Source organism: Finegoldia magna (assembly GCF_002243175.1).
Lineage (GTDB): Bacteria > Bacillota > Clostridia > Tissierellales > Peptoniphilaceae > Finegoldia > Finegoldia magna_J.
Map to the genome: position 1 here is coordinate 24353 of NZ_NDYF01000009.1, position 13280 is coordinate 37632.

The 13280-nt window shown below is 29.4% G+C and carries 17 protein-coding genes and 4 tRNA genes; 18 read left to right on the top strand and 3 right to left on the bottom strand.

What is annotated here, in order from left to right; translation table 11 throughout:
- The 14 genes from B9N53_RS02470 to B9N53_RS02535 are packed head-to-tail and all read left to right on the top strand — an operon-like array spanning position 1 to position 10082.
- Positions 1-243, top strand: coding sequence for a DUF1292 domain-containing protein (locus B9N53_RS02470; protein ID WP_094203530.1), 243 nt, complete (start codon positions 1-3; stop codon positions 241-243).
- Complete coding sequence (locus B9N53_RS02475) at positions 243-695, top strand: Fur family transcriptional regulator (protein ID WP_094203531.1); 453 nt, start codon at positions 243-245, stop codon at positions 693-695. Before B9N53_RS02470 ends, B9N53_RS02475 begins: the two co-directional genes overlap by 1 nt.
- Positions 696-2363: a ribonuclease J gene (locus tag B9N53_RS02480; RefSeq protein WP_094203532.1), complete on the top strand. Its 1668-nt coding sequence runs from the start codon at positions 696-698 to the stop codon at positions 2361-2363.
- A 1-nt stretch (position 2364) separates the two neighbouring features.
- Positions 2365-2703 carry a YlbF family regulator gene (locus tag B9N53_RS02485; protein ID WP_094203533.1) on the top strand — a complete coding sequence of 113 codons (339 nt, stop codon included), beginning with the start codon at positions 2365-2367 and terminating at the stop codon, positions 2701-2703.
- Positions 2696-3340 (top strand): O-methyltransferase, encoded by a 645-nt coding sequence (locus B9N53_RS02490; RefSeq protein WP_094203534.1) that lies wholly within the window; start codon positions 2696-2698, stop codon positions 3338-3340. The genes B9N53_RS02485 and B9N53_RS02490 overlap by 8 nt, the downstream gene beginning before the upstream one ends.
- Positions 3341-3386: 46 nt before the next feature.
- Positions 3387-4613, top strand: a complete 1227-nt coding sequence (locus B9N53_RS02495; protein ID WP_094203535.1) for a peptidase U32 family protein — start codon at positions 3387-3389, stop codon at positions 4611-4613.
- Between the two features lie 37 nt (positions 4614-4650).
- Complete coding sequence (locus tag B9N53_RS02500) at positions 4651-5808, top strand: HlyD family efflux transporter periplasmic adaptor subunit (protein ID WP_094203536.1); 1158 nt, start codon at positions 4651-4653, stop codon at positions 5806-5808.
- Positions 5808-6488: a YggS family pyridoxal phosphate-dependent enzyme gene (locus tag B9N53_RS02505; RefSeq protein WP_094203537.1), complete on the top strand. Its 681-nt coding sequence runs from the start codon at positions 5808-5810 to the stop codon at positions 6486-6488. The genes B9N53_RS02500 and B9N53_RS02505 overlap by 1 nt, the downstream gene beginning before the upstream one ends.
- A 9-nt stretch (positions 6489-6497) precedes the next feature.
- Positions 6498-6983: a cell division protein SepF gene (locus tag B9N53_RS02510; RefSeq protein ID WP_094203538.1), complete on the top strand. Its 486-nt coding sequence runs from the start codon at positions 6498-6500 to the stop codon at positions 6981-6983.
- Positions 6980-7252: a YggT family protein gene (locus B9N53_RS02515; protein WP_094203539.1), complete on the top strand. Its 273-nt coding sequence runs from the start codon at positions 6980-6982 to the stop codon at positions 7250-7252. The genes B9N53_RS02510 and B9N53_RS02515 overlap by 4 nt, the downstream gene beginning before the upstream one ends.
- A gap of 1 nt (position 7253) precedes the next feature.
- Positions 7254-8030 (top strand): YlmH/Sll1252 family protein, encoded by a 777-nt coding sequence (locus B9N53_RS02520; RefSeq protein ID WP_094203540.1) that lies wholly within the window; start codon positions 7254-7256, stop codon positions 8028-8030.
- Positions 8031-8038: 8 nt separating this feature from the next.
- Positions 8039-8485, top strand: a complete 447-nt coding sequence (lspA, locus tag B9N53_RS02525; protein WP_094203541.1) for a signal peptidase II — start codon at positions 8039-8041, stop codon at positions 8483-8485.
- On the top strand, positions 8485-9162 hold the full coding sequence (locus B9N53_RS02530) for a uracil-DNA glycosylase (RefSeq protein ID WP_094203542.1): 678 nt from the start codon (positions 8485-8487) through the stop codon (positions 9160-9162). The genes lspA and B9N53_RS02530 overlap by 1 nt, the downstream gene beginning before the upstream one ends.
- Positions 9159-10082: an RluA family pseudouridine synthase gene (locus tag B9N53_RS02535; protein WP_094203543.1), complete on the top strand. Its 924-nt coding sequence runs from the start codon at positions 9159-9161 to the stop codon at positions 10080-10082. Before B9N53_RS02530 ends, B9N53_RS02535 begins: the two co-directional genes overlap by 4 nt.
- 16 nt (positions 10083-10098) lie before the next feature.
- Here B9N53_RS02535 and B9N53_RS02540 read toward each other — a convergent pair whose 3' ends face one another.
- The gene (locus B9N53_RS02540; protein ID WP_094203544.1) at positions 10099-10986 is read right to left on the bottom strand and encodes a DegV family protein; all 888 of its coding nucleotides are present in this window, start codon (positions 10984-10986) and stop codon (positions 10099-10101) included.
- A 31-nt stretch (positions 10987-11017) separates the two neighbouring features.
- A tRNA-Thr gene (locus B9N53_RS02545) sits at positions 11018-11093 on the bottom strand.
- Positions 11094-11209: 116 nt separating this feature from the next.
- Between B9N53_RS02545 and B9N53_RS02550 the strand changes: the two genes are divergently transcribed.
- The 4 genes from B9N53_RS02550 (at position 11210) to B9N53_RS02565 (ending at position 12882) form a co-directional block, all read left to right on the top strand.
- Positions 11210-11884: a glucosaminidase domain-containing protein gene (locus tag B9N53_RS02550; protein WP_094203545.1), complete on the top strand. Its 675-nt coding sequence runs from the start codon at positions 11210-11212 to the stop codon at positions 11882-11884.
- Between the two features lie 19 nt (positions 11885-11903).
- Entirely contained in the window at positions 11904-12593 is a 690-nt protein-coding gene (locus B9N53_RS02555) for a thermonuclease family protein (protein ID WP_094203546.1), read from the top strand.
- Positions 12594-12718: 125 nt separating this feature from the next.
- Positions 12719-12795, top strand: a tRNA-His gene (locus B9N53_RS02560).
- 3 nt (positions 12796-12798) lie between these two features.
- A tRNA-Leu gene (locus B9N53_RS02565) sits at positions 12799-12882 on the top strand.
- A 270-nt stretch (positions 12883-13152) separates the two neighbouring features.
- Here the strand turns inward: B9N53_RS02565 and B9N53_RS02570 are convergent.
- Positions 13153-13239: transfer RNA gene (locus B9N53_RS02570), tRNA-Leu, on the bottom strand.
- Positions 13240-13280 lie beyond the last annotated feature (41 nt).

Genomic DNA, 13280 nt, shown 5'->3' on the forward strand with positions numbered 1-13280 from the left:
ATGGAAACTATAAAATTATACGATGAAAACAACAATGAAAAAGAATTTAAAATAATCAATACATTTGGTATGGACGATGATAATTATTGCGTATTAGAAGATGTATCAAATGGTGAGAATGTTATTTTGAAATATATTGAAAATGATGAACAAGTTGAATTTATTGGGTTAGAAAACGAACAAGAATTAAACGATGCTATCGAAATATACGAAGATCTAATGAATTCACAAAAGGAGCAATAATGAACATAGAAACATTGAAAACTAGGCTAATTAATGCCGGATACAAAGTTACTAAGCAAAGAGAAGTAATTTTTGAAGCATTGTTAGAAAATATGGATTCACACCTATCTCCGGAAGAATTGAACGAAATAGTAAGCAAAAAAGATCCGGAAATTGGTATAGCTACGGTTTATAGAACTTTATTAATTTTTGAAGAACTTAACTTGGTTTACAAGTTAGATTTTGATGATAAAAGATATAGATATGAATTGGTTGATGAGGATGAAGACCATCACCATCACCATATAATATGTACAAATTGTGGTAAAGTTGACGAAGTGAAATACGATTTATTGGAAGATATCGAAAAGCAAATCAGCAAGGATTACAACTTCGATATCCAAAATCACGATTTAAAGTTTTATGGGATATGTTCTGATTGCCAAGAAAAAATTAAAAATGAGGAGAAATAAATGGCAAAAAAGAATATTGATAAATTAAAAGTTATTCCACTAGGAGGACTTAACGAAATCGGAAAGAACATGACAGTAATTGAATACAAAAATGATATTATTGTTGTGGATTGTGGAATGACATTTCCAGATGAAGAAATGTTGGGAGTTGATATAGTAATCCCAGATATTTCTTATCTAGAAAAAAATAAGGAAAAGATCAGAGGTATTGTAATTACTCACGGCCACGAAGATCACATCGGAGCAATTCCTTATGTATTAAAAAAATTAGATGTTCCTGTGTATGGTACAAAACTTACAATGGGACTTTTAGAAAATAAAATATTGGAGCACAAGTTAAGCTTGAAGTCACTTCATACGGTCGACTACAAAAAATCAATAAAACTTGGGGCATTTAGCGTAGAATTTGTAAAAGTATGTCACTCAATTCCTGATGCTGCAAGTTTATCAATAACAACTCCTGTGGGAGTTTTGTTCTTTACGGGTGATTTTAAAATTGACTACACTCCAATTGATAACAATAGAATGGACTTTGGTAGAATAGCTGCTATAGGAAACAAGGGTGTACTTGCACTTTTTGCGGATAGTACAAATGTTGAAAGGCAAGGTTATACTTTAAGCGAAAAAAGCGTTGGAAAAACATTTATTAATTTATTTGATGATGCACCTGCTAGAATAATTGTAGCTACATTTGCGTCTAATGTCCACAGAATTCAACAAGTTATTTCAGCGGCTGAACATTTCAATAAGAGGGTGGCGCTTTCGGGTAGATCAATGATTAACACTGTTAATGTTGCGCGTGAATTGGGATACATTAAAGTTAATGAAAAAACTATTATTGATATAAATGATATCAATAGGTACCGTCCAAACGAAATAGTTCTTCTAACAACTGGTTCTCAAGGGGAGCCTATGAGTGCAATGACAAGAATGGCTAATGGAACTCATAGAAAAGTTCATTTGGATCCAACGGATACAGTTATTTTATCTGCAACACCAATTCCAGGAAATGATAATCAGGTTAGCTCAGTTATCAATAAATTAATGGAAATGGGAGTAAAAGTTATTTATTCTTCATTGGCTGATGTGCACGTAAGTGGACACGCTTGTCAGGAAGAATTAAAGTTGATGCATTCATTAGTTAGACCTAAATTTTTTGTTCCACTTCATGGTGAAATGAGACATTTGAAATGTCATGCGAATTTAGCACTTAATCTTGGAATGAAAGAAAAAGATATAGTTATCGCTGATAATGGTAATACTATAGAATTTACAAGAAAAAGTATTAACCTTGTTGACACTAAATTTGCAAGTAATATTTTAGTAGATGGACTTGGAGTAGGCGATGTAGGAAATGTTGTATTACGAGATAGACGACATTTATCAGAAGATGGACTAATAGTTGTAGTAATTACTTTAGATGCTAGAAATAAAGAAGTTATAGCTGGTCCTGACATCATTTCAAGAGGATTTGTATATGTTAAAGAAAATAATGATTTAATGGAAGATTGCAAATTTGTTGTCCAAAAAGTCCTAGATGAATGTTATACAAAAAATATATATGACTGGTCTACTCTTAAACACAATATAAGAGAAACACTAAAGAAATTCTTGTATCAAGAAATTAAGAGAAATCCAATGATATTGCCAGTAATAATGGAGGTATAATATGGAATATAAGAAAAAAGCTGAAGAATTAGCACAAATGTTGAACAATTCTCAAGAGTTTCAAGAGCTCAAAAAACTTCACAAAGAAGTTTATAAGAAGAATGAAACTAACAAAAATATGATAGATGATTTTAAAAAGCATCTTTTTGAGTATCAATTAAAAATTCAACAAACAGGAAAAGAAGATCCTGAAGATGTACAAAAACTTCAAAACTTACAAAATATTATCATGACAAATCACGATATAGCAGCTTATTTACAAGCAGATGCAAGATTTTCTATGATTTTGAAAGATGTCTACGATGCATTAGAAGGTGGCATAAAATTAGAAGATGAATAGCATTGTAAATGAACAACTACAAGATTATTTAAGACAATTATCAAAAAGTAACGATGAAACTATTTTAGAACTAGAAGAATTTGCTAAGAACAATCATATACCGATAGTTGAACCAGAAGTTAGACAGCTATTAAAGATGATTTTACTGACGGAACAGCCAAAATCTATTTTAGAAATAGGCACAGCTATTGGATATAGTTCAATTGTCATGAAAAAAACATGTCCTGATGCAAAGATTACCACAGTTGAAAATTACGAAAAGAACGCAAATTTTGCCAGAGAAAACTTTGAAAAGTATGGCTATGACGATATCGAATTAATATTTGGAGACGGATATGAAGTAATGAAAAATATGGATACAAAATTTGATTTGATATTTATCGATGCTGCTAAAGGACAATATATAAAATATTTTGAAGAAGCTGTACGATTATCTAACAAAAATTCAGTTATTGTATGTGACAATGTTTTGTTTAGAGGAATGGTATGCGAAAAAGAATTCTATGAACATAGACACAGAAAGATAACAATTGTTAAGAGATTAAGAGAATTTTTAGAAATTATTTCTGATAGTTCAAAATACGATACAACTATAATTCCAATAGATGATGGAATGAGCATAACTAAATTAAAATAGCGATAGTCGGAAGTCTATGATTTCCGACTATTTTTGAGGAGATTAAATGAAAAAAGTTGAATTATTAGCACCAGCAGGTGATTTAGATAAATTAAAAACAGCCATAGACTATGGCGCAGATGCAGTGTATATGGCAGGTCCTGACTATGGTTTGAGAACTGCATCTAAAAATTTTACATTAGATGATATGAAAGAAGCAGTAGAATACGCTCATAGTAGAGACAAGAAAATATATATAACTATGAATATATTAGCCCACAATGACGATTTGGAAGGGATTGAAGATTACATTCAAAGCTTAATCGATATTAATGTAGATGCACTTATTGTTTCTGATCCAGGAATTTATTCTATTATTAGAAGTATTAATCAAGATATTGAAGTTCACATGTCAACACAAGCATCTGTGACAAATTTTAGAACAGTAAAATATTGGATGGATCAAGGAATCAAAAGAATTGTGTTAGCTCGTGAATTATCTTTGAAAGAAATTCAAGACATCAAGAAAAACATTCCTGATTCTGAATTAGAATGTTTTGTACACGGAGCTATGTGTATGTCTTATTCAGGAAGATGTTTATTGAGTAACTACATGACAGGAAGAGATGCTAACAGAGGGGACTGTGCACAAGCTTGTAGATGGAAGTACAGACTTGTTGAAGAAAAAAGACCTGGAGAATATTTCCCAATCGAAGAGGATGAGAAAGGAACTTTTATTTTCAATTCAAAAGATTTGTGTATGATTGAGCACTTAGATAAATTAATTGCAGCAGGAATTGATAGTTTGAAAATAGAAGGTAGAGTAAAGAGTCAATATTATGTAGCTACGGTAGTTAGAAGCTATAGGATCGCCATCGACAAGTACTATAATAATGAATTTGATGAACAAACAGCGAAGAGACTTTTAGAAGAGATAAAAAAAGTTTCTTATAGAGATTTTACTACAGGATTTTTTGAAAAAAAACCTGATGAAAATGACCAATTGTACGAATCATCTTCTTATATTAGAAAATATGATTTTGTAGGGTTATTATTAGATTATGATGAAGAAAGTAAAATTGCTACTTTTGAACAAAGAAATAGAGTTTTCGAAGGAGACGAAGTAGAAATTTTTGGCCCAGAAGATGGGTTTATTACAACTAAGATTGAAAAAATGTATGATGAAAAAATGAATGAAATTGAAGTGGCAAATAAGGCTCAACAAATTTTTAAAATTAAGATTGATCAAAAACTTCAACCGAATTCTATGATGAGAAAAAAGAGCGATAATTAATTTTGGAATGTAAATTATACTATGATATAATCAGATTATGAAAACGAAAAAACTTAACAAAAAAGAAATTTTTATAATAATTATTTCTGTTTTATTATTAGTATTTATTGTTCACAATTTATTAGGTTTTTTATTCAAACGAAACCTATATCTTGTGAACGATATTTCAAAAATAAAAAACGAAATAAATGTAAATGCTCTTGTTCTAAAAGATGAGTACATTTATTTGAACGATGTGAATACGAAAGCAGCTGAAAATGTCAAATATCCTGTGGGATCTAATGTAATAAACGTACCGAAAGACATCAATTTACAAATGAGTACGAAATATATAGATGATAAATTGAATGATTTGGAAATAAATCACAGCGATAAGACTACAAGTAAATTTGAGATAAAAGATACAGACATTAAAACACTATCAAATTCGATAAGAAATAGAAACTTTGATGATAAGTTTTTATCTGAATATGATAAGAAAAAGAATATCACAGAAGAAGAGTATTTTCATTCTAAAAAAGAATTAGAGATATTGAAACAGGTTTTAAACTCAAAATCATCTACAGTTAAAACAACAGTTAGTGGAGTGTTAAAAAACAATATTGATAACTATGAAAACTTTGTAGGATATAACTCTTCAAGTATTCTAGGTAGTGATTTTTATTTAAGAGATATTGATGAAAATTATACTACTCAAGGCTTATCAGTTGTTGATAGTATGAATTTATCGCTGGTATTTGATGTGGAAAGTTCTAAGTTGAATCGAAATTTGAAAAATAACGACGAAATTGAAATCAATGTTGACAAAAACGGTTATTCAGCGCACATAAAAGACATAAAAGTAAATGGGAATATCATTACAATAGTATGCGATATGAATGATGGTATTAATGATTTAATGAATAAAAGATTTGTGCCTATAACTGTGATTGATAAAAAAACAAAAGTATTCAAAATACCTAAAAAATCAATTATTACGAAAGATTCTACACAAGGCGTTTACATCAAAAAAGAAACAGGAATTATCAAATTTGTAGCTGTAAAAGTTTTGAAAACTGACGATAAATTTGCCTACGTTTCAACGGGCACTGATGGACAGATTGATGTTAATAACAGAAAAGTAAAAACTTTGGAGCTATACGATTATATTGTCAAAAATCCAAGATTTGTTAAAGAGGGGGAACTTTTAAAATAATGAGTATAAAAGATAATCTAAATGAAGTTAATAAAAATTTGAAAAAATTCGCTTCTCATGGAGAAACACCACATCTTATTGCTGTTACAAAAACTGTGGACATTGATAGAATTAAAGAAGCTATTGATTGTGGAGTAACTGATATTGGCGAAAACAAGCCCCAAGAAATGAGCTGGAAATATGATGAATTAAAAGATTGTGTTAATTATCACATGATTGGTCATTTGCAATCTAATAAAGTAAAAGATGTTGTAGGAAAAGCTTGTTTGATTCATTCATTAGATAGAATGAGTGTTTTAAAAGAAATAGAAAAAAGAGCTGGTGCAATTAATAAACCACAAGATTGTTTGATTCAATTAAATGTTGCAGAAGAAGAGCAAAAATCTGGTTTATATCTTGATGATTTGGATTCTTTTATTGAAGAAATAGAAAAAACAGAGTTCGTCAAAGTAAAAGGATTAATGAGCATTGCTCCATTTGCAGAAGATCCAGAAGAAATTAGATGGGTTTTCAAGAAAATGAGAGAAATTTATGATAAAATAAAAAATACAGAATACAAAAATATAGAAATGAAATACTTATCAATGGGAATGAGCCATGACTACAAAGTGGCGCTTCAAGAAGGATCCAATATGGTAAGGGTTGGAAGCTTTATTTTTGGTAAAAGAAATTACAATTAGGAGGACATTATGTCATTTATGAATTCATTTAAAAAATTAGTAGGGGTAGAAGACGATTACGACGAATATTACGATGATGAATACTACTATGATGACTCAGATCATGTTGAAGCTGAATCAAACGATTATGAACCAAAACAAAATTACGAAACAAAAAACAATATAGTAAGCATGAATAATTCGACAACTAAACCTGTGGAATCAAAACCTTTAAATAGAGTTAAAATCAATATTCACGAACCAATCAGTTTTGATGATGCACCAAAAGTGATTGATGTTATACTAAAAAACGAGGTTGCTGTATTAAATATTGAAATGCTTGAAAAAGACGTAAAACAAAGAATATTTGATTTTGTTAGTGGTGCTATTTATTCACTTGATGGTAAAATGCAAAAAGTAACTAAAGATATTTTTGTTTTGGTACCAAAAGGGGTAGAAATAGACGGAAAGATTAAGGATCAAATCACAAAAAATAATGGATTTTTCCAATTATGATAAATGGATTTAGTATTGTTAATTTTTTCTTAACCATTTTGAAGCTAATAGAATGGTCGATATTTATTAGAGTTATATTGTCTTTTGTTCACATATCAAGAGACAATGCCTTAGTCGATTCGATTTATTTGGTTACTGATTATATAATGTATCCTGCCAAGAAACTTTTAAATATGTTTGGACTTGATAGAGGCATTATAGATTGGTCTCCACTAATCACATTGATATTTCTTCAAATTATTGGATCGTTAATAGTAGGATTGATTTAAAATGAGTTATGAATTAAATTACATTCAAGATATAGAAATTAAAAAGACTATCGATAGATTTATTGATAGTCTTATTTCAGTTAAAAGGACAAAAACTATCTATGCAACTGATTTTATGAATCCTAAAGAAATAGAGTATGCTACTTCAATATTGAACACAGAGACTGATGTAGGATATATGGTTACAAATTGTCCTGTAAATTGTGAAAATAAGATTATTATAATGTGGGATAGATATTGCTACTCGGAAGAATATATCAATATGTTCGATTACATTGGCCTTTTGGAAATACAGACTGATCAGGAAATAACACATAGAGATATTTTAGGAGCTGTATTGAATTTAGGAATTAATCGTGAAAAAATTGGAGATATTTTTACACATAATAAAAGATTTTATCTTTGCGCTACAAATACTATGATTAAATTTTTAAATTTGAATTTAACAAAGATAAAAAAGTTCAATATTTCGACATCAATTATTGAAGAAAATATAGAAAAAGATGAAGAAATGTTTAAATCATTTACAGGAATTATTAATTCAGAAAGATTGGATTGCTTGGTTTCTGAGATGGCAAATATTTCCAGGAAAGATGCTCAGATTATTATAAAAAACAAGAAAATCAAGCTTAATTATGAAGTAATATCCAATACAAGCAAATCAGTTGAAGAAAATTCTCTTGTTTCAATAAGAGGATATGGTCGATACAGGCTTTTAGAATATTTGGGAAGCACAAAAAAAGACAAATTGAGAATAAAATATATTAAATACATTTAGGAGTAAAAATGGTTACTATTTTAATGATGATTTTGGTAATTGGCTTGGATCATTTAACAAAATACATGGCAATTTCTCTAAAAGAAGGAGATATTATCATTTTTGATAAATTTTTGAAGCTTACTTACCTTGAGAATAGAGGGGCGGCATTTGGAATTCTTGAAAATAAGAAAATTATTTTAATGATAATAACATTACTAATAATTGGATTTGTAATTGTTTATATTTTTAAGAATTACAAAAGTTTGGTTAGTTTTGAAAAAGTAATATACGGGCTACTTCTTGGTGGAGCATTGGGCAATCTTATCGACAGAATTTTCAGAGGTTATGTCATCGATTTTATTTCTGTAAGATTACCTTTTAATTATGATTTTCCAGTGTTTAATGTGGCAGATATAGCTGTTGTTGTATCGTGTATATTACTTGTAATATTTAGCTTAAAAGGACAGAAATAATGAGTGTTAATATAGGAAATAGCTGGGATGAATTACTAAAAGATGAATGGGACAAGGATTATTATAAAAAAATTAGGGAAGTTTTAATTCACGATTATCAAAATTATAGAGTATATCCTGATATGAATTATATTTTTGAAGCGTTGAAATTAGTTCCATTTGAAGATTGCAAGGTTGTGATTTTAGGTCAAGATCCATATCACAATCCTAATCAAGCTCATGGACTTAGTTTTTCAGTTAAGCCAAATGTTAAAACACCTCCTTCATTGATCAATATTTACAAGGAATTGCAAAGTGAATTTGGTTATCCAATTCCAAACAATGGATATTTGATGAAATGGGCAAAGCAAGGAGTTTTACTATTAAATACTTCCCTTACAGTAATTGAAAACAAACCAAATTCTCATTCAAAAATTGGTTGGCAAATTTTAACGGATAAAATAATAGAATTATTAGGGAATTCTGATAGACCGATAGTGTTTATATTGTGGGGAAACAACGCTAGAATGAAAAAAGATTTAATTAAAAGCAAGAATGCACTTATATTAGAATCACCACATCCTTCTCCGTTTTCGGCGAATAGGGGATTTTTTGGTTGCAATCATTTTATTAAAACTAACGATTATCTAAAGGACAACGGACTTGAACCCATTGATTGGAAGATAGAAAACATATGATGTACGAATTTTTAATTGACGATTCTAACCAAAACATAAGATTGGATGTTTTTTTGGCTAATAAAGTTGAATTGTCCAGAAGTGAAATTCAAAAACTTATCGATGAAAAAAAAGTGCTAGTAAATGAAAAAAATCAGAAAAAAAATTACAAGTTAAATTTGAACGATAAGATTAAATTTGAATATGAAAAACCTGATAAAACTATAAAACCACAGCAACATGTTTTGGATATCGTGTATGAAGACGATTATCTTGCGATTATAAATAAAGACAAAAATGTAATAGTTCATCCCACAGAAACTATATATTCCGATACTTTAGTAAATTATTTGATGTCTAATTTTGAAAAATTGAGTGATGTTGACGGAGATTACAGAATGGGAATTGTCCATAGATTAGACAAAGATACTACAGGACTAATAATTATTGCAAAAGACAACGATACGCATTTAAAATTAAAGGAGATTATTAAAAATCACGAAATTACAAAAACTTATTTGTGTATTGTTCATGGAAAAATCGGTGAATGCGGAACAATTGAAGAATATATGACTAGAAATCCAAAAGATAGAAAGAAGATGATGATTTCAGACGAAGGAAAATTATCTATTTCTAATTATGAAAGACTTGATTATAATGACGATTATTCCCTTGTAAAAGTCCAAATCAAAACGGGCAGAACTCATCAAATTAGAGTTCATATGAATTATATTCATCATCCGATTTTAGGTGACAAATTATATGGATTGAAAAAAGAAAAAATACTTTTTGACAGTCAAGTCCTTCACGCATACAACCTACAATTTATTCATCCTCAAACTCACGAAAATATCAATGTGATAGGGGATTTGAAACAGGATTTTATTACAGCTATAAAAAAAACAAACCTAGATTACACAAAAATACCTTCTAAGTTATAACTTAGAAGGTTTATTTTTATACTTCGGATAGCTCTTCTCCCAAATCCTTGTTACTGAAATATATACTTAACATATTTGGTCCGGTGTGAGCTCCTATTACACATCCTAAAGGACATTTAACAATTTTCTTGAAATCAAAATCTTCTTTAATTTTTTCAATAAGTAGATCTGCTTCATCTTCATCTTCGCCGTAACAAACATAAAGTGTTTGATTTAAATTTACATTGTTATTGCATTTTTCAATCATTAAATTCTTCATTTTAATAAAAGTTTGTTTTTCGCCACGCGCTTTTTCTACAACATATAAGCTACCATCATTTTTATCCACACTCATTACAGGTCTTATATTCAACAATGATCCCATAACTTTTTGAGTCTTAGATAATCTTCCACCTCTGTACAAATACTCTAAGTTAGTAACTGTAAAAATATGCTCTTGTTCGCAGATTATTTCATCTAATTTATTGTTTACTTCTTCAAATGAATAATTTAATTCTACAAGTTTGAGTGCTTTGTTGATAACGGAAGTTTCTCCGGAACAAGCACAAAGAGAATCCTTAACTATTATTTTATAATCTTTGTTTTCTTCTAATAATGCATTCATTGCCATTGTAGCAGTTTGGAATGTGCTAGTAAGTCCACTAGATAATGTAATACAGATTACGTCATTTCCAGCTTCCAATTCATCTTTAAATGATTCATAGTAGGTCTTATATGGAACTTGGCTAGTTTTGAATACTTCTCCATCTTTCATTCTAGAAAACATATCTGAAGAATTAATGGTTTGACCTTCTATGTATTCTTTATCAGAGCTAATAACTGGCATATTCAGTATTATTAAATTTTCATTTTTATTAGAATCTGTTATTTGACAAGCAGAATCCGTGATTATTTTTATAGACATTCTTACCTCCAGATAAGTATTGTTTTTTTATTGGTGCTGTTGAGAGGGATCGAACCTCCGACCTATTGATTACGAATCAATTGCTCTACCAACTGAGCCACAACAGCATATACATTTATTATAAGCTTAAGAATACAATATTTCAAGATTATTACAATAATGAAAATCAATAGGAAATAATAAAAAATTATGATAAAATACTATTCATATTCTAGGAGGAATAATGAAAAACAAGAAATTAATAAGAAAAAGAGTTGGAATATTCTTGCTAATGATAGTTTTTTGCTCCTGCTTAATAATAAACTATTCTGAAAATTACTTTTCTTTTTCTAGAAAAATCACTCATCATAAAAGTGAATTAGAAGATAATGAGTTGAAAACTTTAAATAAATTAGAAAAGGATTTGGTTGAATTCAAGAAAGTTGGGGCTTTGAAGATTACAGAAGATAATATTTTTTATCCAACTCACAAATCTAAAATATCAGAAAGAATGTTAGAGGTTGCATTAGAAGGTACTGATTTAAAAGGCAACGCACATTCATTCATTAAAGTAGAAAAGAAATACGGTGTGAACGCCTTGTATTTATTAGCTATAGCAAATCATGAATCTGATTTTGGACAAAGTAGAATAGCAAAGGACAAAAATAATTTGTTTGGATTCAATGCTGTTGACTCTGATCCTTACAACGGAGCAAGTCAATACAATTCACTTGATGAAGGAATTCAAGATATTGGCAAAAAAATCAAAATATTGTATCTTAGCGATAATGGAAAGTATTTTAATGGTTATAATTCTTACGCTATGAACAAAAATTATGCAAGTGATAAAAATTGGGGAGAAAAAGTCAATAATCACATGATTCTAATAGCTGAAAAGATTTTATCAAGCTATAAATAATAAAAAGTGAGAGAAAAACATGAAGAAATTTTTACTGGGATTAATAATACTAATATTATTAACAAGCTGTGACAAAATCATTCAAACAGAAAATCAAAATAATTTGTATGAAGTAGTCAGAGTTGTAGATGGAGACACTGTAATATTAAATATAGATGGACAAAAAACGAGAGTAAGACTTATAGGAATTGATACACCAGAAAGCGTGGCAGAAGATAAAAGTCGAAATGTCAAAGAAGGCAAAATTGCAAGTGAATACACTAAAAACTTGTTAGAAAATAAAAAAGTCAGGGTAGAATTCGATGATGAAAAAGAGGATGTATACGAAAGAAAGCTAGGTTATGTATTCTTAGATGATGAATTTATTAACGAAAAATTACTAAAAGAAGGAATGGCAAAATTATACACTAAGACAACCAATCAAAAATACTCTGAACGATTAAAAAAAGCCGAAGAATATGCAAAGGATAATAAAAAAGGTTTCTGGAAAGATTTTTATATAAATGATCCAAATTTATATGTAAAATACACCGATTCTAAAGGTAGAGGAATGATAAAGGGAAATATTAATAGTAAAGGATTAAAAATATACCACATGCCTAATCAAGAAAGTTATGAAGATGTGAAAATTAACTTCAAAAAAGGTGAGAAATATTTTGTAACAGAAAAAGAAGCACAAGATGAGGGATTTTCAAAATCTTCAAAATAATACTTGCAAAATAAAAAACACGATGCTATAATAATAAAGTCAAGTTCACTTGAAATAAATTTTACAAATGCTTGACAATCATATTTTATTATGGTATACTTATAAAGTAGTCAATTGAGGCTATGGTGGATGTAGCCTAGTTGGTTAGGGCGTCAGTTTGTGGCACTGAAGATCGAGAGTTCGAATCTCTTCATCCACCCCATAAGCAGGAATGGCGGAATTGGCAGACGCGCTAGACTTAGGATCTAGTGTCTTTGACGTGGGGGTTCAAGTCCTCTTTCCTGCACCAAATTATATCGACTCAATTCAAATGATTAAATCATTGGAATTGAGTCTTTTTTGTTTGATATATAATTTAATTGATTTCACATTTAATGATAAAACGTAACAATAAACGTAACAATTTTTATTGGTATGATTTTAATTTTTATGTTTTGATTTCTCTAATAAAATTTAACTATTACTTAATACCAGAAACGAAAATAGCCCAGGTAAAGATTTTTACCTGGGTTTTAAAATTTGCAAGAAAAAAAGATAGCTTTAAAAGCTATCTTGTATATGGTGCCGGAGGCGGGACTTGAACCCGCACGGTGTTGCCACCGCTGGATTTTGAGTCCAGTACGTCTGCCAATTCCATCACTCCGGCTGACTTTATAAGTATAGCATAAAGTAAAAACAATGTAAAGG